The following is a 21172-nucleotide window of genomic DNA, read 5'->3' on the forward strand; positions in this document are numbered from 1 at the left end:
GTCGTGCACGTCTCCCAGCCCTCGACGGCGGGCGTGGCCGTCGTCGCGCTGGAACTGGCCGTGGCCCAGCGGAACCGCGGCTGGTCGGTGACCGTGGTGTGCCCGCCGTCGGGCCGGCTCGCCGAACGCGCGCGAGAGCTCGGCGTCGACGTGCGCGGCTGGCCGGCGACCCGCTCCCCCGGCCCGCGAGTGCTCGCGGAAACGGTCCGGCTCGGGCGGATCCTGACGGAGCTGGCACCGGACGTCGTCCACCTGCACAGCTCGAAAGCCGGGCTCGCCGGACGGCTGGCCCTGCGTGGCCGACGGCCGACGGTGTTCCAGCCGCACCTGTGGTCCTTCGAGACCGCGCGCGGTCCGGTGCGACGGGCGGCCGCCGCGTGGGAACGGTTCGCGTCCCGGTGGACCGACCTCGTCGTGTGCGTGAGCGACGACGAGCTCGCGGCCGGCCAGGACGCGGGCATCACGGCCGACGCGGAAGTGGTCTGCAACGGCGTCGACACGGCGAAGTTCACCCCCGGCGACCGGGCCGCGGCGCGGCGGCGGCTCGGCCTGCCCGAACGGGCGCCGATCGCCGTCTGCCTCGGCCGGTTCGCGGAGCTGAAGGGGCAGGACCAGTTGTTGTCGGCCTGGCCGGACGTCCTGCGGCGGTTGCCGGACGCGAAGCTGGTCCTGGCCGGCGACGGGCCGATGCGCCCGGTCTGGCGGGACCGGCACCCGGTCGCGCCGCACGCATCGGTGCGGTGGACGGGACACACCGACGACCCCGCGGCGTTCTACACCGCCGCGGACGTCGTGGTGCTCCCCTCCCGAGCCGAGGGCATGGCGCTGGTTCCCCTCGAGGCCATGGCGTGTGCCCGGCCGGTGGTCGCGTTCGACGTCGGCGGAATGCGCCAGAGCATCGCCGACGCCGGTGCCGTCGTGCCGCCCGGCGACCTCGGCCGGCTCGCCGGCGCCGTCGCCGCCCGGCTCGCCGACCCGGTCCTGGCCCGGGCCGAGGGCCGGCGCGGGCGGCACCGCGCCGAACTTTCCTTCGACAGCAACCGGATGGCCGACCAGATCGCCACGCTCGTCGACAAACTCACCCCCTCGGAGCGAACCCCGTGAAACGCATCGCCTACCTGCTGACCCAGGACCGGGGCGGCCCGGTGGACGTCACGGTCCGGCTCGCCGCGACGCTGCTCGGCCAGGGTGCCGACGTGCGCGTCTTCGGCCCGGTGCCGGCGCGCGGAGCCGAACTGCTCGACGGCCATCACGAGCCCTTGCTGGTGACCGGGAAAGGAGATCTCGCGGCCGCGAGCCGGGCACGAGCGGCGATCCGGGCCTGGCGTCCCGATGTCGTGCACGCCCAAGATCGGCGCGCCGGGCTCGTGCTCGCGGGGCTGCGGTTCACCCGCGGTGCGCGGCCGGCGCTCGTCCAGACTTACCACGGCGTCCCCGACGACGTGACCGAGCCGTGGTTTCGCGGCGATCGCGGGGCCGGCGGTCCTTCCGCCTACACGCGGGCGATCCTGGCGGGCGACGCCGCGGTCGCGCGGATCCTGGACCGGACGGTCGTGCCCGCCGAAGCGATGGGCCGGTTCCTGCGCCGGCGGCTGCGAGTGCCCGCGAAACGGTTGGCCCGCCTCGACAACTGCGTCGAACTCGCCGAGCCGAGTCCGCCGAAGGGACCGGTGCGCCACCTGGTCTTCGTGGGCCTGCTGGTGGAGCGCAAGGGAATCCTCGACCTGCTCGCGGCGCTGGCCGTACCGGGTGTCCTGCCGCCGGACGGGCGGCTGACCGTGGTGGGCGACGGCCCGCAACGAGCCGAAGCGGAACGGGCCGCCCAAGCGCTCCCCGGGCGCGTCACGTTCCTCGGCTTCCGGCCGGACGTCCCCGCTCTACTCGCGGGTGCCGACGCGCTGGTGCTGCCGTCGGCGATGGAGCAGCAGCCCCTGGTCGTGGCGGAGGCGATGGCGGCCGGGAAACCCGTCGTGGCCACCGAAACCGGGGGCGTGGCCGACATGCTGGGCCCCGGCGCCGGGACGGGCTACCTGGTGCCGCCCGGGGACACCGCCGCCCTCGCCGAACGCCTGCGCGCGTTGTTCGCCGAACCGGATCCGGCCCGGATCGGCGCCCTGCTCGCCGCCCGGGCCCGGCAACGGTTCGCACCGGCGGAGTGCGCGCGGCGCCACCTGGACCTGTACGAGTCGCTGTCCGGCGCGGAGACCGCTACTTCGGTTTGACCATCACCAGCCCGTCGGCGGCCTCGAGCTCGACGGCCGCGGGCGGCACCGTCGTCGGCGCCGGAGGCGGGGAGGTGGTCGCGGCGCGGGCGCCGTTCGCGGCGACGAGTCCCTCGGGGGGCGTCACGGCCTGGGTGGCCGATGTCGGGTTCACCGCGACCCAGCCGTTCGTGAACGTCCGGGTCCAGACGCCGTTGGGCAGCCGGCCGGCGGCGTCCACCGCTTCGCCGAGGCCGCTGCTCTGCAGGTCGGACCACTCGGGGTCGCGGTAGTCGTCCGTGGTGGCCGGGGTCCAGCACGTCCGGGGGCCGGCCAGCAGGGCCGCACTGGCGTAGCCCGCCCGGTCCTGCTTCTCGGACCTCGTGCGGGTGACCAGCAGCAGGAGCGACTCGCCCAGCGCGGCCTGCGCCCGCAGTTCCTGGAACTCGTTGCCGCGGAAGGTGAGCAGGCCGCCGGTTCCGCCGTTCTCGCGGAACCCGAAGTTCTCCTCCATGGCCCCGCCGAAGCGGGAATGCGCCGTCCACCTCCCCGGCAGCAGGTGGGTCTCCGAGACGTTCGGCACGAACAGCTTGCCCGCCTTCTGCATCGCGTCGCCCACCAGGGACAGGAAAGCGTCGAGCCCGTCGCGCAGCTTCCGGTCGGTCTCGGCCGTCGACGCGGTCCCGGCGAGGACCGCGGGCGAGTAGTGGCTCAAGGAGTTGAAGTCGTTGTCGGCCAGCACGCCGTCCCAGCCTTCGCGGCTGGCCTCGGCCACCACGGCGGAACTCCAGGCCTGCTGGTAGGCCGGGTCCCACACCGTCATCTGCCAGTGCTTCGGGTAGCCCTGCCACTCGATGCGGCCGCCGCGGGTGTCGGTCGCGAACCACTCGGGGTGCGTCCGCTGCGCCGCGACGTACCCGATCCCGCTGGGCAGGAACTGGGCGTCTTCACCGCCGTCGACGGCACCCGGGTAGTTGCGGGTGCTGGACAAGTCCTTGTACACGAGCACTTTGACGCGGGGGTTGAGCTCGTGCAGCTTCCGCATCGCCGGAGCCTGGTCGGCGTTGAGCACCACGACGTCGTACCGCTGGGCCGCCAGCTTCAGCTCGGTGGCCGTCGGCGGTTGACCGATCCCGTACCACCACGCGCACGGTGCCAGGGGTTTCGGCGGCGGCGCCGCGGCCTCGTGTGCCGAGCTGATGCTGCACGCGGTCACGCACCCGGCGGCCAGGACGAGCGCGGCACACCTGGCGAAGAGCCGGGTGACCGCCGGGTGCGCCCGCGTCAGCGTTGCCTTCGGCACAGCAGTTCTCCCACCGTCAGGATGATGATCTTGAGGTCGAGCCAGAGCGACCAGTTGGCGATGTAGTAGTTGTCGTAGCGGGCGCGGTCCGCGATCGAGGTGTCCCCGCGCAGGCCGTGCACCTGCGCGAGGCCGGTCAGCCCGGCGGGAACCCGGTGCCGGGCCCAGTAAAGGTCGTGGAGGGCGGAGAACTCGGCCACGAACACCGGCCGTTCCGGGCGTGGCCCGACCAGCGCCATGTCGCCCCGCACGACGTTCCACAGCTGGGGCAGCTCGTCCAAAGAGGATCGTCGCAGGAACCGGCCCACGGGACCGACCCGGCGGTCGCCGGCCACCGACCAGCGCGTCGCCGAATCGTCCACGGCGTCGGGCCGGACGCTGCGGATCTTGTAGAGCACGAAGGTCCGGCCGTTCACCCCGACCCGGACCTGGCGGAAGATCGCGGGACGCCCGCTTTCCACCAGTACCGCCAGCGCGCACAACGCGATGACCGGTGCCACGACGGCGAGCGCGGTGGCGGCCAGCACGGTCTCGATCGCCCGCTTGACCCACCAGCTGGGCCTACGGGTCGGCGCGCCGGCCAGCCACATCAGCGGATAGCTGCGGAGCCGGTCGATCCCGGGTCCGTCCGGGCAAAGCGCGAAGAGGCGGGGCAAGACCAGGGTGACGCAGCCGAGGCGGTGCGCCGTGACCGCCGCGTCGACGACCGCACTGTCGCTCTCGGGCGCATGCGCCAGCACGACGGTTCCCGCCCCGAGACGGGTGATGGCCTCGGCGAGGCCGTCTTCGACGAGCTCGACCGGGAGGTCGACGGCCTCCGCATCCCGGCCGGAGGGGAGGAAACCGACGGGCAGGAGCCCGAACTCGGGGTGCCGCACCATGGTGCGGATCAGGTCGCCCCCGCAGTCCGCCGAGCCCACCACGATGGCCCGGTCGCAGCGGCGGAGCCGTCGGCGGCCCCAGCGGCCGAACGCGAAGATCCACGGCCGCGCGCACTCGCTGAGCACGGCGAACACCAGGACCAGCGCCTGCACCGCCGCCATTCCCGGACCCGCCGGGCTCGTGACCAGAGCGACGCACGTGACGAGCGCGAACGCGATCCCGGACGTGGCAAGCGATCGCGGAAGGTCCTGGAACCAGGAAAGCCACAGGCGGCGCCGGTGCACCCGCCCGGCGGCCCGCGTGCCCCACAGCGCCGCGCCGGCCACCACCGCGTCCAGCACGTCCGAGGCGGTGAGCGGGATCGCGGCGAGCCAAGCGCCGAGATCGGCGGCCACCAGCAGCACCACGACGGCGTTGACCCGGGACAGCGGCGGCCGGCTCCGCGCCGCGGGCACCCGGTGCGCCGGTCCGCGCCGGCGCTGGAGCGGCATCGTCCCGGCGAAGACCGGGGTTCTCAGTTCGGTCACTGGAGTTGCCCTTTTCGGGGAGAGCCGTCACCGGATTGTCTCATCACGATTGTCCTTCTGTCTCTGCCAAAACTCATCCGTTCAGGGGACGTTCGGCTCCGTCGAGCGCGATGCGCGGTGCCCGGCCGCAAAACCACCCGTTCGAGGAACGCAGTGGTCCCATTCCAGCGAAACAACGGAACGCCGGGTGGTTCCACGGGGTCAACTCCTTCCGGGGGACATCAGGCAGCCCTAAAGAAAGGGCCCAACATAGCCGAATATGAGCTGACGGCCGAACGAAGGTTTGCGGCCGGCCACCGCATCGAGAATCCGAAGGGGATCCGTGGCGTTCGAAGAAACCGGTTTGGCCACGAAGACGGGCCAAGACCGGGACACCGGCCGGACGGGTGGACGGGCGCACGTCGTCCTCCCCGCGTTCAACGAAGAAGCGTCCTTACCCGCTTTGCTGCACCGCCTCGCCGACGTCGCGCTCACCGAGCGGCTGACGGTGTGGGTCGTCGACGACGGTTCGGCCGACCGGACCGCCGCCGTGGCCGAAGCCGGTCACAGCGACCTCGACGTACGGGTGGTCCGCCACGCGGTCAACCTCGGGCTGGGCCGCGCCGTGCTGTCCGGGCTCCGGGCGGCCGTGGAGGCGTCCGATCCGGACGACATCGTCGTCGTCATGGACGCGGACGACACCCACGACCCCGGCCTGATCGGCCGGCTGCAGGCGGAAATCGCCGCCGGCGCGGACGTCGCCATCTGCTCGCGCTTCGTCCCCGGCGGAGACGACCAGACCGCGCCCCTCGGGCGGCGGCTGCTCTCCCGCGGTGCGGCACAGCTCTTCCACCGCGTCCTCGCCGTCGACGGGGTCCGCGACTTCACCAGCGGCTACCGCGCCTACCGCGCCAGCTTGCTGAGCAGGGCTTCCGCGCACTGGGGCGAGCGGCTCATCGAAGAGCAGGGCTTCGCGTGCATGGTGGAGCTCCTGCTCAAGCTGCGCCACTGCCGGCCGGTGATCACCGAGATCCCGCTCGCCCTCCGCTACGACCGGAAGCAGGGGCCGAGCAAGCTGAAGCTGCGGCGGACGATCCTGCAGTACGTGAAGCTGCTCGCCCGCGACCGGCTCAGCCCGGCGCCCTACCGAAAGCTCTGACACACCGGTGAAAACCTCCACGAACGCGACGCACGTCGCCGTGATCGGCGGCGGCATCTGCGGACTCGCGGCCGCCCACCGCCTCGCCCGCCGGGGAGTCCGCGTCACCCTTCTCGAGGCCAGTGACCAGCTCGGCGGGCTCGGCACCTTCTTCGCCCGCGGGGACCAGTGGGTGGAGCGCTTCTACCACTGCATCATGCCCACCGACGACGAGCTTCTGCGGCTGCTCGGCGAGCTGGGGCTCGAAAGCGCGGTCCGGTGGCGGAAGACGACGATGGGCATGATCGTCGACGGCCGCCACCACCGGTTCAACTCCGCGCTCGACCTGCTGCGGTTCACCCCGCTGCGGTTCGACGACCGGGTGCGCTTCGGCGCGGTCTCGCTGCTGCTGCGCCGACTCGGCCGAGGGCGGGACCTCGACTCGCTCCGCACCGAAGACTGGTTGCGCGGCCTCTACGGCCGCCGGGTGTGGGAGAACCTCTTCGCGCCGATGTTCGGGTCGAAGTTCGGCGCCTCCTTCGGTGACGTGCCCGCGCTGTACCTGTGGCAGCGGCTCGGCCGGGAACGCAACGTCGCCACCCGGGGATACCCGGCCGGTGGGTACAAGACGATCATCGACGCGTTGCGCTCGTCCATCGAGGCCGCCGGCGGGACGGTCCGCACAGCCGCTCCGGTCCACCGGCTCAGCAGCACGGCCGCGGGGTGTTCCCTCACTTCGGCCGATGGCGAAGTGCTCGACGTGGACCAGGTCTTGTCGACCGTTCCCTTGCCACTGCTGCGACGGCTCGCCGACGACGAGCTCGCCGCCCGGCTGCCGCGGTCCGACCTGCGCTACCAGGGCGTGGTCACCGCCGCGTTCTTCCTCCGCCGGCCGCTCACGGGCCACTACTGGACGCCGGTGCTGCGCTCGGCCACCGGCTTCGACGGCGTGGTCGAGATGTCCGCGCTCGCCGGCACCGAAGCCTACGGCGGCGCGCACCTCGCCTACGTCATGCGCTACACCGACCGCGGGTCACGGCTGTACGACGAGCCCGCCGACGGCATCGCCGCGCGGTGGTCGGCGCAGCTCATGAGCCTCCACCCGGGCCTGCACGCCGACGACATCGCGGACGTGCGGGTGTTCAAAGCGCCCTTCGTCGAACCCGTCTACCCGTTGAACTACCTCGCCTTGCGGCCCCCGGTCGTCGTCGAAGACACGAACGTCCTGGTGGCGACCACGGCCCACGTCTACCCGGACGTGACGAGCTGGAACTCGAGCGTGGCACTGGCCAACGCCGTGACGAACCGGATCCTCGCCGTCCGGGAACGCCCGGAGGCCGGCGAACCGGTCCGGTGACGGCACCCGGTCACGCCGGCTGGAGCACCCGCTCGATCGCCTCGGCGATCCGCCGGCACGCCGACCCGTCCCCGTACGGCGAAGGGATGCGGCGGAGGCGCTCGCGATGGCCGGCGACGTCGTCCAGCCACAGCGCCACTTCGGCACCGATCCGGGGCCCCGCCGGAACGAGGACTCCGAACGTACCGGTGATCTCGGGCCGCTCGGTGCTGCGGCGCACCACCACCACGGGTCGTTTGAGCACGCTCACCTCCTCCTGGATGCCCCCGGAATCCGAGACGATCACCGCGGCTTCGGCGGCCAGCGCGAGGAACGCCGGATAGGCCTGGGGATCCAGGACGCGCAACGGGTGCAGGAGCCGGGTCAAGCCGAACCGCTCGACGCTCTTGGCCGTGCGGGGGTGCAGCGGGAAGACGACGGGGAGGGGCAGCTCGCCGAGCTCCTGCAGGACCGCGGCGAGCCGGCGGGGATCGTCGACGTTCTCCGGGCGGTGAATGGTCGCGAGGATGTACTCGTCCCGGACGAGACCTCGGGCGGCGAGGACGGAAGCCCGTTCTTCCGCGGCGGGAAGGGCGGTCCGCAGCGCCTCCACGACGGTGTTGCCGGTAACGGCGACCCGCTCGGACGGGATGTTCTCGGCCAGCAGGTTCCGGCGGTTGAGGTCGGTCGGCGCGCAGCACAGGTCGGCGAGGTGGTCGATCAGGACCCGGTTGTGCTCTTCCGGCATCGACCGGTCACGGCTGCGCAGCCCGGCCTCGACGTGCACCAGGGGCAGCCCATGGGCGTTCGCCGCCAGAGCGCCGGCGAGAGCGGACGTGGTGTCCCCCTGCACGAGCACCACGCGGCCGGGGTGGGTCAGCAGCACTTCGTCGACCGCGCTGACCGCCCGCCCGAGCTGGACCCCACGCCGGGCGCTGCCGACCGCCAGTTCGTGAAACCGCTTCGGCGACGGCAAATCCGCGCGGATGAGCGAATACAGCGAACGGTCGTGGTGCTGTCCCGTGTAGACGACGTCGCAGGCATCGCCGAAGAAGCGCAGCAGCGGAGCCAGCTTGATCAGCTCCGGCCGGGTTCCGCACACCATCGTGATCCCCTCGCCCGAGGCCGGTCGTGACGGGGCCGGCACCGCCTCCCGGAAGTCGTCCGAAACGGTGTGGAATCCTGCGGTGGTCGACATCTTCGAAGGCCCCTTCGGCGTGAGTTCGCCCGCACGCTACCGACGAAACACCCGATACCGGCAGCACCTCAGCCCATCGGGTACACCTTCCCGCGTGGCTCTCCTTGCCCTACCACGTGTCCACTTAGGATTCACCGGGAAAATACCGACAGGACGGGCACAACTCTTGTTCATCAAGTACACGACTCTGGCGGCAGCGGCACTGCTGACCGCCGTCACCGGATCGGTCCCCCAGGCCGCCGCGGCACCCAGTCCGCTCTTGCCCGATCTCCGCCAGGCGCCACCGGGATGTCCGGGTGGATACGCCGGTGATCCCAGCCGGTGCCGGGACTGGGACGTGTGCCCGGTCGTCGATCCCGGCGCGCCCAACGGACGGTGCGCCGGCGAGGCCGCGGCGAAGGCCGTGCGACTGCGGTTCACCAGCTCGGAAGAGAACATCGGCGATGGACCGCTGTTGCTGTACGGCCACCGGGCCGGCACGAACGAAAGCACGATGACTGTCCGCCAAGCGCTGCGGAACAAGGCGGACGGCTCGATACCGCCCGACTACGCCTCGGCGCAACGCCCCACCCGGGCCTACACCTACTACGAACCGGCCATGGCCCACCAGCACTGGCACCTGATGAACTTCGAGCACTTCGCACTGATCTCGAAGCAGGGCAAGACCGTCGTCACCGACCGCAAGAACGGCTTCTGCCTCGGCGACCGGTACCCGGTCGCCGACGTCGGCCGCCTCGGTCACGTTCCCGGCGACACCGGCGCCGACGCGGAGCTCGCCGAGCGCCTGCGGGCCAACAACTGCGGCCACCACGAACCGAACGCCCTCGATGTGGTCGAGGGTATTTCGGTCGGTTCCGGGGACGACTACAAGTACGGGGTCGACTTCCAGTGGCTGGACATCACCCACGTGCCGTCCGGGACGTACGAGCTGGTGAACACCGTCAACGCCGATCGGACCCTGGCGGAGAAGAACTACGGGAACAACTCCTCCGCCGTCACCCTGTCCATCGAGTGGCCGCAAGGCGTCCCGGGGCCGAACCAAGCCGTCGGGAAGGCGCCGGTGGTCCGGTTCCTTCGCAGCTGCCCCGGGCAAGCACACTGCCCGTGATCCTCGGCCGACGGGGCCGGCCGCCGCGCTGGGGTCAGCACGGCGGCCGGCGATGGGCGATCAGTTGCCCTGGGCGGTTCCGCCGTCCGCGGCGCCGCTGCCCGCGCAGTTGTCCGGCGTCTCGCCCTCGGCCTCGCTCTCACCCGGCGACAGCACCGGCACGTTGACGCCTTCGGCCACGTCGCGCACCGGGACCTGGACGCCGAGCACGTTCACGTTGTTGTCGCAGAACCCGACGGTGCCGTTGACGCTGTGCAGGGCGTCGAGGTTCTGCACGTTGGCCAGGCCGATCTGGTCGTTGTGGTCGATCGGGTGACCGGTGACGGTGACACCGGCCGCGGAGGCGGATCCGCCGAGGATCGCCATGCCGGCGGCGAGGGTGGTCGCGACGAATCCGAGCTGTTTGATCAAGAGAAGAACTCCTAGAGAGACCCGCCGGGTACAGCGGGAAATGAACGGTCCGGAAATCGCCGTGGCGGTTCGGTCCGCCACGGACGTCTTTCGCGTCGGCCCGGCGACAGCATCGGGACACCGATGCCGCCGCGGGATCCGCGCCGGAGCGGAACTTACTGAGGCGGCGCGGGTCGAGCCAGCTCGTGCCACCGATCGTGTAGTCGGCCCGACCCGCTGACCGGGGATCACTACCCCCGAAAGGGTTTTCGCGCGCAAGACCGGCCGCTGGTGGGACATGCGCGGGCGTCGAACCACCTGCGTCCACCCGGTCGGGACACCACCGCACTAGCAGCAGGCCGGTGACGTGGGCGAACCGAAGATCCGCCCATTCGGCGCCTCACCCGATCGAGTCAACAAAGCGGGACTTTTCCCGAGAACGCGTATAAAAGACGTTCCGCGGGCATCTGCTGATGCGCCTCTTCGTCACCGCAAGCAGGTGCGTCCGCCCCACAGCCGGAATGGAAGCCGAGAACAGAGTGTCCGCCACCGAAGAGATCACGACTTTCCTCACCAGGGATTTCGGCGTGCAGCCCGTCGACGTGCGCCCCGATGCCGCGCTGCGTGAGCTGGGGATGGATTCCCTCGCCCTGGAAGAACTGCGCGTGCTCCTCGAGGAACACCTGGGCATCGATCTCGAGGACGTCCAGCTGACTTCCCGGGAGACCGTGGGACAGCTCGCGACGGCCGTCGACGAGAAGCTCGCGGCGTGACCGCGCGCTCCCGGGACCGGCTCACCGCGGCGGTGACCGGCATCGGTCTCGTCACCGCGGCCGGGGTCGGGGCCGAAGCCACCTGGCGGGGCGTGACCGGGCCCGGCGGCGCCACCGGCGTCCGCCACCAGGAAGAGCTTTCCGGCCTGCCGTGCGACTTCATGTACACCGTCGACGACCTCGACCCCGGAAGTGTCCTGGGCATCCCGGCCGTGCGGATGATGGACCGGTTTTCCCAGCTCGCGGTGATCGCGGCCCGGGAAGCGGTCGCGGACGCGGGGCTCGACACCTCGGTGTGGGACTCCGGCCGGATCGCGGTGGTCATCGGGTCGGCGCACGGCGGCCTTCCCTTCTACGACCAGCAGAGCACGGTCCTCGCGGAAAAGGGCGCGCGCCGGGTGTCGCCCAAACTCGCGCCGATGACCACGGTGAACAGCGCCGCCAGCAGCGTCTGCATGGACCTCGGGGCACGAGGTCCGAGTTTGAGCGTCTCCACCGCGTGCTCCTCCGGCACGGTCGCGATCGGCACCGCCCTGCAGATGCTGCGCTCCGGCGCGTGCGACGTCGTCATCGCCGGTGGCGCCGAATCCGTGCGCTCGCGCCTGCTGATCGCCAGCGCCTGCCAGATGCGGGCCGTCTCCACGCGCACGGACGACCCGTCGACGGCGTGCCGCCCGTTCGACGCCGACCGCGACGGTTTCGTCGTCGGCGAAGGAGCCGGCCTGGTCGTCCTGGAGCGACCCGGGCACGCCGCCGCGCGCGGTGCCCGGGTGCGGGCCGCGATCGCGGGCTACGGCGCCTCCAGCGACGCCTACGCGGCGGTGGCACCGGATCCCGAGGGCAACGGGATCGAACGCGCACTGCGGACCGCCCTGGAAGACGCGGACGTCGCCCCGGCCGACGTCGGCCACGTCAACGCCCACGGCACGTCCACCGTGATGAACGACCTCATCGAAGCGACCATGCTGCACCGGGTCCTCGGTGACCAGCCGCTCGTCACCTCCACCAAGGCGATGACCGGGCACGCGCTCGGCGCGGCGGGCGGCATCGAAACGGCGTTGACCGTCCTGGCGCTGGAGCGGCAGTCGGTGCCGCCGACGGCCAACCTCCGGACCCGGGACCTCCGGATCCCGATCGACGTCGTCGCCAAGGAAACGCGGCCCGCGGTGTTCGAGTGCGCGGTCAAGACATCGATGGGGTTCGGCGGCCACAACGCCGCCCTCGTCCTCACGAAGAACTGCTGAGCACGAGCTCGACGCCGTCTCGGAGCAGGAAGCGGAGCATGCACGAGGAAGTTGTCCGTTCGCTGGTCGTCGGCCGGACGCGGTTCAGTTACCGGCTCCTCCGGCAGCACGCCCCGCGGACCGAGCCGGTGATCGTGCTCGGCGGCGGGTTCCAGGGCAGCCACGGCTGGCCCCACATGGAAGACCGGATCACCCCGGTGGCGAGCCTGGTGACCGCGGATCTCCCCGGCGTGGGAGCGTCGGACCCACCGCCGCCCGGAGCCGATACCGAGTTCATGTCCGCCGCGATCGACCGGATCATCGACGACCTCCAAGTCCCGCGGGTCAACCTGTTCGGCTATTCCTACGGCGCGGAACTCGCCTTCGGCTGCGCCCGGCGCAACCCGGGCCGCATCGCGCGGCTGATCCTCGGCGGAGTGGTTTCCCACACCAGCGATGCCCAGCGCGCATCGGTGCGCCGGGCCGCCGAGTACCTCGAAAACGGTGACACGGAAAGCTTCGCGACCCTTGCCGCGCAGATGCAGCTCTGCCTGGACGAGGACCGCCACATCCCGCGACGTGCCCTGGTTTACCGGTACGTCAGGCGGTCGATGCTCCACGTCGCCGTCCACGTACCCCACGCGATGGACTCCCTGCGCCGATCGCTGATCGGCGGGCCGTCCTTCGAGGGCGGCCTGTCCGGGGTGCCGGCGCTGGTGTTCACCGGCGAACACGACTCGATCACCAGCCCCGAACTGCAGCGCGAGTTCGCGGCCACGCTACCGGGCAGCCGGTTCCTCACGCTCAAGGATTCCGACCATTGGGTCGTCCTCGAGCGGGCGGCCGACGTCGCCGACCTGGCCACCCGCTTCTTCACCGGCCAATCCTTCGACTCCGCTCGTTATGTCGCCACCCTGACCTCGGCCGAGGACCGAGTAAGCAGTCCCGGCTGAAGGCGTGCCGGTGAACCCCGGTCACCGCAGCGAGTTCAGGAACTCCGCGCCGAAGTCGTGGTCGTCGTCATCATCGTCGTCGTCCGGAGCCGGCTGCGACAGGTCGAGCGCCGCGAGGGCGGCGATCTCCGCCCGCGTCCGGGCTTCGGCCCCGTCGACGGCCGCCTGTCGTTCGTCTTCGGGGAGGGCGTTCCACGCGTCGATCTCCGCGTGTGCCGTTCCGAGGGTCTTTTCGCTCAGGTACGACCGGTGGAGCAGGTCCTCCGGCTTCGCCCGGCCGGCCAGGACGTCGCGGGCGAAGTCGGCCAGGTCGCCGTCGCCGCGGGCCAGCAGGACCAGCTGGTTGTGCCGCGCGAGCCGGCCCTGCGCGGTGCGCCAAGGTGAGATTTCCACGTCACGTCCCCGGGTGCTTGTAGGGCTCGCCCGGCCAGGCCTGGGCGGCTATTTCGCCGTTGCCCGCCACCAGCTCGGACACCGACGCGACCGAGTGCGCCAGCGCGGTGAGCGTGTCGATGGCGGCGCGCAACGGGCTGGCCTCGGCCAGGACGCCGGCGATCGCCTGGCGCACGGACTCGCCGTCACTGAGCCCGACGATGCCGAGCAGCGCCAGCTCCAGGGCCTTCCCGAGCTTCAGCACCTTGCTGAGCACCGCGTCCAGCAGGGACTCGAGGGCCATGTCGAGGGCCTGCATGGCGTTGTAGGCCGCGCGGGCGAAGTTCTTGATCTTCCAGCCGGCGTCCGTGCAGAACTTGGCGTGCGCGGCGCAGGCGTGGGAGTAGTCGGTGAGCCAGGCGCGCGCGGCTTCCCCGGCGTGCCCGGTCCAGCGTTCCTGGATCCCGAGGCGGCCCCGGTCGATGTTCTGCTTGATCTTGCCGAAGGCGAGCCCGGTGTCCTCGAACACCATGCCCTGGCGCAGCAGGAGGTCCCAGTCGCCGGTCACCAGCTTCTCGACGAAGGTCAGCAGGTCGGTCCCGATGATCTTCGTCAGCAGGCCGCGCACCGGCCCGGAGATGGCGGCCCCGCCCGCGATCTTGTCCGCGATGCGCTGGAGCTCGATGTTCCAGCCGCCGAACGCGTCCTCCGCCGGGGTGAACGACCACGGGTACGGCTCGCCGGTCCGGGGGTTGAGGGACGCGTTGTCGAAGTCGGTGAAGGCCGCGGCGGTTTCCGGGGAGACGACGTCGTCGGCGGCGATCCGCTCGGAGTGCGCGTCCGGGTAGGACCGGTCGGCCTTCGCCGCGGCCTCGTGGTCGGTTTCGCGATACAGCTTGGCCACGGCGACGAGCGCGGTGTCGAAGGCGTCGGCCAGCGATGCGGCCTTGCGGTCGTTGGCGAGGCAGAGCGCCTGCCACTGGTCGAGCGGCTGGGCGAGCAGGTTGACCAGCAGCCCTTCGCCCAGCTCGTTCGGGCCGTCGGTGGCCGCCGCCGCGTAGAGGCCGGCCGCGGAGCCCGCCCGCCCGGCGAGCGCGCCGAGCTTCTGGATCGCGTCCGGGTCGGCCCTGAAATCGGTGCTGATGGTCGTTCCTCCGGGTTCCGTGGTCGGGTGAAGTGTCCACGCCCGACCGGCCGGACCGGTTTAGTGCCCCGTGGGGCGCTGCCCGCCGTGACCTTCCAGCTTGGCCCGGACCCGCTCGGCATCGGGGTGCTCCAGCCGGTCGAAGATCACCCAAGCGTGCTCCCGGGCCTCGCGGGCGAGGTCCGCCTGCCCGGCGGCCTCATGGGTGTCGCCCAGGTGGGACAGGGTGATCGCCTCTTCGCGATATTCGCTGAGATCCCGGTACAGGTCGATGGCGTGCCGGTAGCAGGCGACGGCTTCGACGTGGTCGCCGAGGTGGTGGTGGGCGTAGCCCAGGCTGTCCCACGTCAACGCCTGCCCGCGGCGGTTGCCGAGCTCCCGGAGCAGCGTGAGGGCCTGCCCGCAAGCGACGAGAGCCTGTTCGTGGTCCCCCAGCAGGGCATGGCACCAGCCGACCGTGGCGAGGGTCTCGGCTTCACCGCGCCGGTTCCCGGCCGACCGGAACAGCGCCAGCGCCCGCCGGGCGTGGTCGAGGGCCTCGTCGTGGCGGCCTTGGCGCTCGAACACCAGGGTCACGTTGTGGTGGGTCTGGGCTTGCGCCGACCGGTCGCCGGACCGCCCGTAGCTGTCGAGGGCGTGCCGCAGGTGGGTGTGGGCGTCGTCGAGCCGGCCCAGCTGCGTGCAGGCGCGGCCGAGGATGCGGTGGGCGCAGGCCGCCAAGGAGGGATCACCCAGCCTCGCGGCCGCGGCCAGCGCGACGTGCTGGGTCGCGGCGTAGTCGCGCCAATGGCCCTGCCGGTCGAGGAAGTCGGCCATGGTCCAGGCGAGTTGCCAGGCGTGGGTGTCCCAGCCGGTCGCGGCGGCGTGGTCGAGAGCGGCGAGCAGCACGGCGTGCTCGGTGGTGAACCAGTCCAGCGCCCGCACGTGGCCGGCGAGGTCTTCGGGCAGCACGCCCGGCTGCGGAGGAAGCAGGGCGGCCGGGAGCGGATCCCGTTCCGGGTGCAGCAACCGGGCGGCCGCGTGGGCGGTGTGCACGTAGTGGTCCAGCGTCCGGTGGAGCGCGGCGCGGCGCTGCTCGCCGGCGTCGACGAGCTGGGCCTGTTCGGTCGCGTACGCCCGCAGCAGGTCGTGGAAGGTGTACCGCCCGGGGGCGTGCTCGACGATCAGGTGGGCCTGGGCCAGCTCGGCCAGCAACGTCCGCGCCCGCGCCCGGGGAAGGCCCGCGAGACTGGCCGCCGCCGGCTCGCCGAGATCGGGGCCGGGGTGCAGGCCGAGCAGCCGGAACAACCGGGCCGCCGCGGGGCCCAGCTGCCGGTAGGACCACGAGAACACCGCTCGCGCGTCGGTCGCCGGGTCCACGCCGGCGAACTCGTTCAGGCCACCTCGGGTCCCGCGCAGCTCGCCGGCGAGCGCGGCCAGCTCGAATCCGGCGTGGGTGGCGGCGCGGGCGGCCACGATCGCCAAGGCGAGCGGCAGCCGCGCGCATGCGGCGATGATCTCGTTCACCGCCCGGGGCTCGGCCGCGACCCGGCCGGCACCGAGGCGCCCGGCCAGCAGCTGACGCGCTTCGGCGACCGGCAGCAGGTCCAGCGGCAGCGGGTGGGCGCCCTCGGCGACCAGGCCGATGAGCTGGCTGCGGCTGGTCACCACCACGACGCAGCCGGACGCCCCCGGCAGGAGCGGCCGGACCTGCTCCGCGTCGCGCGCGTTGTCCAGCACCACCAGCACCCGCCGCCCGGTCAGCAAGCTCCGGTACAGGCCGACCTGGGCGTCGAAACCGGTCGGGATCCGCTCCGCCGGTACCTCGAACGCATCGAGGAACCCCCGAACGGCGTCGGCGGGCGCCACGGGCGCTCCGCTCGGGTCGAAGCCCCGCAGGTTCACGTACAGCTGGCCGTCGGGGAACTCGGCACGGACGCGGTGGGCCCAGCGCACCGCCAGCGCCGTCTTGCCGACGCCGGCCGTTCCGGACACCGCGGAGATGACCGCCGTGGCCGGGCGGTCGCCGGTCGGCTCGAGCAGGCCGTCCAGCTGCCGCAGGTGATCGCCGCGGCCGGCGAACCCGAACGTGTCCGGCGGGAGCTGCGCGGGGCCGGCCACCACTTTCGCGGTCGGGAGCGCGGATTCCGGTCCGGCCGGTGGCAGGCCGCCGGCCAGGATCGCCCGGTGCAGCGAACGGAGTTCGGGGCCGGGGTCGGCGCCCAGCTCGTCGGCCAGCCGTTGCCGGATGGCGGTGTACCGGTCGAGGGCCTCCGCACTTCGCCCCACCGCGCACAGGGAGCGCATCAGGAGGGCCTCGAGGGGTTCCGCCAGCGGGTACTCCGCGACCAGCTCGGGCAAGGCGGCGAGCACCGCCGCGGGCCGGCCGAGGCGGAGCGTGATCCGGGCCCACGAGACGACCGCGTCCAGCCGTTGCCGGTACCAGCTGTCCCGTACCCGGGCGACCCACTCCCCCGGGAGACCGGCCAGCGGAGGCCCGCGCCACAGGCCCAGTGCCTCACCGAGCGCGGCGGCCCGGCCGTCGTCGTCGCGCCGGGAGTCGCGGCCCTCGCCGGCCAGCCGGCGAAACCGGTGCAGGTCCACCAGTTCCGCGTCGATGTCCAGCACGTAACCGGCGTGGCGGCGTTCGACGCGCGCCGCCGGACCGGCCTGCCGCAGAAGCCGGCGGATCCGGCTCAGGTACGAGTACAGGACGTTGCGCGCTTCGGCGGGTGGCGAGTCGTCCCAGACCCGGTCGATCAGCGTCTCGATGGTGACGGGTCGGCCCGCGTCCACGGCGAGCGCGGCGAGCACCACCTGCAACCGTGGTGCTCCGACGTCCACGCGCCGGCCGTCCACCCGCAGCTCCACCTCACCCAGCAGACGGAGCTCCATGGGCCCACGCTCCCGGCTGTGCGATGCGCTGCCGAAACGGACGAATTCCCCCGCTCAATGCTGGCCCGTCCTCAAGGACGGCGCAAGGTCGGCGAGCAGGCTCGCGCCGGACCATCGGGGAACGGCGGGACTCGCCGCCGCCCTGCCTCAGGAGGACCGGATGACCCGGACGTCTCTGCTCGCGAAACTCACCTTCCTGCCCGCCGTCGCGCTGGCGGCCGCCGGCTTGACGGCCGTCCCGGCCTCGGCCGCGTCCGCGCCGGCCGAACACACCGCACGGAGCACGGTTCGCCAGGCGGAGGATTCGCCTTTCCTCTTCAGCTACACCTTCAACGGCCACTTGAAAGTCGCCGGCGGCGATTTCACCCTCGGCGGCGAGGTGTACCTGGCCGTGAAGCTGAACAACGGGACCGTGTGGTTCAGCACGCACGTGATCGCGCAGCCGCACTCGATCACCCCGGGCGGCACCTTCTACGTGGAAACGACGATCGCGGCCCCGTGCGCGCCGGGCGACAACGGTTACGCCCGGGCCTACGACTACGCCACCGGCACGTGGTCGCCCAGGCTGCCGGTCGCCATCTGCCAGATCATCGACTGACCGGCGCGGTGCCGGTCATCGCGCGCGGTGGTGAGCCACGTTTCCGGCGCCGTTCAGGCGTTCGGTGAGACCGCGGTCCCGGCTCCGCGCGCGCGGATCGGCACGGACGTCCGGGCTTCGGCTCGCGCGGTGCCGAGGACCTCGAAGCCGGCGTCGGCGATCATGTCCAGGTCGGCCCGGGCCGCCTGCCCTTCGCTGGTGAGGTAATCCCCGAGGAACAGGGAGTTCGCCACGTGCAGCGCCAGCGGCTGCAGGGAGCGCAGGTGCATCTCCCGCCCGCCCGCCATCCGGACCTCGGTCGCCGGGCAGGCCAGCCGCACCAGGGCGAGGATCTGGAGCGCCCGCAGCGGCGAGAGTTCCCACGTGTCGGCAAGGGGCGTGCCGTCGAACGGCATCAGGAAGTTGACGGGGATCGAGTCGCTGTTCAGCTCGCGCAGGGCGAAGATCGCGTCGATCAGCTCGTCGTCGGTCTCCCCCATGCCGACGATCACGCCGGAACACGGGGAAAGACCGGCCGCCTTGGCCTTTTCGACGGTCGCCACGCGGTCGTCGTAGCCGTGGGTCGAGCAGATTCCGGCGTAGCGCGATTCGCTCGTGTTGAGGTTGTGGTTGTAGGCGTCGACGCCGGCGTCGCGGAGGCGCTCGGCCTGGCCTTCCTGCAAGATGCCGAGACACGCGCAGACTTCCACGTCCGCGTGGGCGGATTTGACCGCCTCGACGACGCCGGCGACGCGGTCCACGTCGCGGTCGCTCGGGCCGCGTCCGCTCGCGACCAGGCAGACCCGCGACGCACCGCCTTCGATGCCAGCCGCGGCCTGGCGGACCGTTTCCTCGGCCGACAGCCAGGAGTACTTCAGGATCTGCGCGGACGACCCCAGGCGCTGCGAGCAGTAACCACAGTCTTCCGGGCACAGCCCCGACTTGAGGTTGACCAGGTAGTTGACCTTGACCTGGTTGCCGAAGTACGCACGGCGGAGACGTCCGGCCGCAGCGACCAGGCCGAGCACCTCGCGGTCGGGCGCCGCCAGCACCGCACGCGCCTCGGCTCGGTCGAGGACGCCGCCGGCCAGCTGGCGAGAGGCCAGGTCATCATAGGTTTTGAACACCTATCAAATCCTAGGTGGGCGGAGCGGGGCAGGCAAGGGCCCCGGTTCGGCGGCGGGCACAATGACGCGGGTGAAGGTGACGCGAGCCCAGATCGTCGACCGGGCGTACGACCTCCTCCGCGAGCAGGGGCTGAGCGCCCTGTCCATGCGGCGGGTGGCGTCGGACCTCGGCGTTCGGCCCGGCGCGCTGTACTACCACGTCGCCGGCAAGCAGGAGCTGCTCGCCGTGGTGGCGACGCGCGTCCTCGAGGACTTCCCGGCTGCGGCGGCCGATGTCCGCAGTGCCGCCGAGGCCTTCCGGACGGTGCTGCTGAGCGTCCGTGACGGCGCCGAAGTCGTGTCGTTCGTGCAGGCGTACCGGCCGGAGATCGTGACCCCGACGCGGACGTTGAACCGGCTGTTCTCGGCGCGGCTCGGCCCGCGCCACGCCGACTGGGCGGCACGGACCGTCGTTCACTACGTACTGGGTTTCGTCGCGGAAGAGCAGAACCGGGCCGAACTGCTGCACGCCGGCCTCATCGAGGAGCCGCCGGCCGACGCCGGAAAACCGGCTGAGGCCTTCATGTTCGGCGTCGATGCCATCCTCAACGGACTTCCGCGGCCCGCCGGGACCTGAACCGACCGGCGGGGGGAACCGCGAAACCGGAAGTCGTCTCAGGTCACCTTGATCACGACCTTGCCCGAGGTGTGGCCCTTCTCGACGGTCGCGAGGGCGGCCGGGGCGTCGGACAACGGGTGGACCGCCGTGATCGGGGGTGCGAGGACCCCGTCGAGCGCCAGGCGGGCGGCGCGCTCCAGGTTTTCGCGATCGAGGCGGCGCTCGACGAAACGGCCGCCGATGCCGGCCACGGACTGATCACCGACGGCGATGACGTTGCGAGGGTCCCGGGCCAGCGGGGCGACCGTCCGCAGCGAAGGGCCGCCGACCAGGTCGACGATCCCGTCGAAGCCGCCGGGAACCAGCTCGCGGGCCGCGGCGGCGACGTCCTGCGTGGTGTAGTCGACGAATCGCACCCCGACGGCCTCGGCCGGCTCGCGCTTGGCGGCGCTGCCGGTGCCGACCACGTGCAGCTCGCGCGCCGCGGCCAGCCGGGCGACCGCGAGGCCGACCCCGCCCCCGACCCCGTTGACCAGGATCGTGGCGCCGGCCGGCAGGCCGAGCTGGTCGAGCGCGTCCACCGCGGTCGTCCCGGCCACCGGCAGCGTCGCCGCCACGGTCGCGGACAGACCCGCCGGGATGCGCGCGGTGTTCGCCGCGGACAGCACCGTCGTCTCGGCGTAGGTGCCGCCACCGGTGAGCGCGAAGCCGAAGACCGCGTCCCCGACCTCGAGCCCGTCGACGCCTTCGCCGAGGGCGAGCACGGTTCCCGCCGCTTCCATGCCCAGCACGAGCGGGAACGGCCGCCCGCCGTCGAGCCCGGGGACCAGACCCGCGCGCAGGAGGTGGTCGAGGGGGTTCACTCCGGCGACGTCGACCCGGATCAGCACCTCACCGCGCCCGGGAACGGGATCGGGACGATCGAAGAACTCCTGCACTTCGGGCCCGCCGTGCCTGCCGAAACCCCATGCCTGTCCCATTTTCCGCGCCTTTCCGGGTGACGGCCCGGTCGGTCCGGGCTCTGCGGCCATCCTGACCGCTGACACCGGTGTCAGGGGCAACCGGCTGAGGCGCGGGTCACACCGTCAGGCCAGCTTCGCCCGGTGCCGGCTGTTGGCGCCGAGCAGCACGTCGAGCGCGTCCCGGGTCTCGGCCAGGTGCGCGATTTCCGCGTCGATCCGGTCGCGCTCGCGCTTCATCGTCACGAACGTCTCCTCGGCGACGCTCAGGTCACCGGGGACGTCCACGCACGGCAGCACAGTCGCGATCACCCGGCTGGACAAGCCCGCCTCGAACAGCTGCCGGATGAGCGACACGCGCTGGACCTCGGCGTCGGAGTAGTGCCGCTGCCCGGCGGCGGAGCGGGTGCTGGTCAACAGGCCCTGTGCTTCGTAGTACCGCAGGGAGCGCGGACTCACGCCGGTGCGCCGGGACAACTCGCCGATCCTCATGCTTCCAAGTACGCCGAC

General features: G+C 72.1%; 20 protein-coding genes. 10 read left to right on the forward strand and 10 right to left on the reverse strand.

Translation table 11 applies throughout. The annotated features are described in order from the left end of the window. Positions 1–3 precede the first annotated feature (3 nt). Together ACZ4TR_RS14745 and ACZ4TR_RS14750 are read left to right on the forward strand one after the other, a co-directional pair. Positions 4–1104 (forward strand): glycosyltransferase, encoded by a 1101-nt coding sequence (locus ACZ4TR_RS14745; protein WP_465287531.1) that lies wholly within the window; start codon positions 4–6, stop codon positions 1102–1104. Then, a complete protein-coding gene (locus tag ACZ4TR_RS14750; protein WP_465287532.1) occupies positions 1101–2222 on the forward strand; it encodes a glycosyltransferase family 4 protein in 1122 nt (373 codons plus the stop codon). The genes ACZ4TR_RS14745 and ACZ4TR_RS14750 overlap by 4 nt, the downstream gene beginning before the upstream one ends. Here the strand turns inward: ACZ4TR_RS14750 and ACZ4TR_RS14755 are convergent. After that, positions 2209–3504 carry a putative glycoside hydrolase family 15 protein gene (locus ACZ4TR_RS14755; RefSeq protein ID WP_465287533.1) on the reverse strand — a complete coding sequence of 432 codons (1296 nt, stop codon included), beginning with the start codon at positions 3502–3504 and terminating at the stop codon, positions 2209–2211. The two genes, ACZ4TR_RS14750 and ACZ4TR_RS14755, sit on opposite strands and share 14 nt — an antisense overlap. After that, the gene (locus ACZ4TR_RS14760) at positions 3486–4913 is read right to left on the reverse strand and encodes an exopolysaccharide biosynthesis polyprenyl glycosylphosphotransferase (RefSeq protein WP_465287534.1); all 1428 of its coding nucleotides are present in this window, start codon (positions 4911–4913) and stop codon (positions 3486–3488) included. Before ACZ4TR_RS14760 ends, ACZ4TR_RS14755 begins: the two co-directional genes overlap by 19 nt. A gap of 322 nt (positions 4914–5235) precedes the next feature. Between ACZ4TR_RS14760 and ACZ4TR_RS14765 the strand changes: the two genes are divergently transcribed. Then, positions 5236–6051, forward strand: a complete 816-nt coding sequence (locus ACZ4TR_RS14765; protein WP_465287535.1) for a glycosyltransferase — start codon at positions 5236–5238, stop codon at positions 6049–6051. A 7-nt stretch (positions 6052–6058) separates the two neighbouring features. Continuing rightward, complete coding sequence (locus ACZ4TR_RS14770) at positions 6059–7387, forward strand: NAD(P)/FAD-dependent oxidoreductase (protein ID WP_465287536.1); 1329 nt, start codon at positions 6059–6061, stop codon at positions 7385–7387. Between the two features lie 10 nt (positions 7388–7397). On the opposite strand, the gene wecB is transcribed toward ACZ4TR_RS14770, so the two are convergent. After that, positions 7398–8564, reverse strand: a complete 1167-nt coding sequence (gene wecB / locus ACZ4TR_RS14775) for a non-hydrolyzing UDP-N-acetylglucosamine 2-epimerase (protein WP_465287537.1) — start codon at positions 8562–8564, stop codon at positions 7398–7400. Positions 8565–8901: 337 nt separating this feature from the next. Here wecB and ACZ4TR_RS14780 point away from each other — a divergent pair, with 337 nt between their 5' ends. Next, positions 8902–9672, forward strand: coding sequence for a lysyl oxidase family protein (locus ACZ4TR_RS14780; protein WP_465287538.1), 771 nt, complete (start codon positions 8902–8904; stop codon positions 9670–9672). A gap of 60 nt (positions 9673–9732) precedes the next feature. On the opposite strand, the gene ACZ4TR_RS14785 is transcribed toward ACZ4TR_RS14780, so the two are convergent. Continuing rightward, positions 9733–10083 carry a hypothetical protein gene (locus tag ACZ4TR_RS14785; protein ID WP_465287540.1) on the reverse strand — a complete coding sequence of 117 codons (351 nt, stop codon included), beginning with the start codon at positions 10081–10083 and terminating at the stop codon, positions 9733–9735. Positions 10084–10601: 518 nt separating this feature from the next. Between ACZ4TR_RS14785 and ACZ4TR_RS14790 the strand changes: the two genes are divergently transcribed. Genes ACZ4TR_RS14790 through ACZ4TR_RS14800 form a run of 3 tightly spaced genes read left to right on the forward strand, consistent with a single transcriptional unit; the run spans position 10602 to position 13011 of the window. Beyond that, the gene (locus ACZ4TR_RS14790) at positions 10602–10835 is read left to right on the forward strand and encodes a phosphopantetheine-binding protein (RefSeq protein WP_364511159.1); all 234 of its coding nucleotides are present in this window, start codon (positions 10602–10604) and stop codon (positions 10833–10835) included. Then, the gene (locus ACZ4TR_RS14795; protein ID WP_465287541.1) at positions 10832–12079 is read left to right on the forward strand and encodes a beta-ketoacyl-[acyl-carrier-protein] synthase family protein; all 1248 of its coding nucleotides are present in this window, start codon (positions 10832–10834) and stop codon (positions 12077–12079) included. Before ACZ4TR_RS14790 ends, ACZ4TR_RS14795 begins: the two co-directional genes overlap by 4 nt. A 38-nt stretch (positions 12080–12117) precedes the next feature. Next, positions 12118–13011, forward strand: a complete 894-nt coding sequence (locus ACZ4TR_RS14800; RefSeq protein ID WP_465287542.1) for an alpha/beta fold hydrolase — start codon at positions 12118–12120, stop codon at positions 13009–13011. A gap of 21 nt (positions 13012–13032) precedes the next feature. Here the strand turns inward: ACZ4TR_RS14800 and ACZ4TR_RS14805 are convergent, their stop codons facing one another. The 3 genes from ACZ4TR_RS14805 to ACZ4TR_RS14815 all read right to left on the reverse strand — a co-directional run bounded on the left by ACZ4TR_RS14805 (position 13033) and on the right by ACZ4TR_RS14815 (position 17401). After that, positions 13033–13404, reverse strand: a complete 372-nt coding sequence (locus tag ACZ4TR_RS14805; RefSeq protein WP_465287543.1) for a hypothetical protein — start codon at positions 13402–13404, stop codon at positions 13033–13035. Between the two features lies 1 nt (position 13405). Continuing rightward, positions 13406–14287, reverse strand: a complete 882-nt coding sequence (locus ACZ4TR_RS14810; RefSeq protein ID WP_465287544.1) for a hypothetical protein — start codon at positions 14285–14287, stop codon at positions 13406–13408. A gap of 300 nt (positions 14288–14587) precedes the next feature. Then, positions 14588–17401 (reverse strand): AfsR/SARP family transcriptional regulator, encoded by a 2814-nt coding sequence (locus ACZ4TR_RS14815; RefSeq protein ID WP_465287545.1) that lies wholly within the window; start codon positions 17399–17401, stop codon positions 14588–14590. A gap of 160 nt (positions 17402–17561) precedes the next feature. Between ACZ4TR_RS14815 and ACZ4TR_RS14820 the strand changes: the two genes are divergently transcribed. Beyond that, positions 17562–17999 (forward strand): hypothetical protein, encoded by a 438-nt coding sequence (locus ACZ4TR_RS14820; RefSeq protein WP_465287546.1) that lies wholly within the window; start codon positions 17562–17564, stop codon positions 17997–17999. A 53-nt stretch (positions 18000–18052) separates the two neighbouring features. Here the strand turns inward: ACZ4TR_RS14820 and bioB are convergent, their stop codons facing one another. Beyond that, positions 18053–19105: a biotin synthase BioB gene (bioB, locus tag ACZ4TR_RS14825; protein ID WP_465287547.1), complete on the reverse strand. Its 1053-nt coding sequence runs from the start codon at positions 19103–19105 to the stop codon at positions 18053–18055. Between the two features lie 61 nt (positions 19106–19166). Here bioB and ACZ4TR_RS14830 point away from each other — a divergent pair, with 61 nt between their 5' ends. Next, positions 19167–19721: a TetR family transcriptional regulator gene (locus ACZ4TR_RS14830; protein WP_465287548.1), complete on the forward strand. Its 555-nt coding sequence runs from the start codon at positions 19167–19169 to the stop codon at positions 19719–19721. Between the two features lie 38 nt (positions 19722–19759). Here the strand turns inward: ACZ4TR_RS14830 and ACZ4TR_RS14835 are convergent, their stop codons facing one another. Both ACZ4TR_RS14835 and ACZ4TR_RS14840 read right to left on the reverse strand, forming a co-directional pair. Then, positions 19760–20683 (reverse strand): quinone oxidoreductase family protein, encoded by a 924-nt coding sequence (locus ACZ4TR_RS14835; RefSeq protein WP_465287549.1) that lies wholly within the window; start codon positions 20681–20683, stop codon positions 19760–19762. A 105-nt stretch (positions 20684–20788) separates the two neighbouring features. Next, entirely contained in the window at positions 20789–21154 is a 366-nt protein-coding gene (locus ACZ4TR_RS14840) for a MerR family transcriptional regulator (protein ID WP_465287550.1), read from the reverse strand. Between the last annotated feature and the right edge of the window lie 18 nt (positions 21155–21172).

Source organism: Amycolatopsis sp. NPDC028719, from assembly GCF_055565395.1.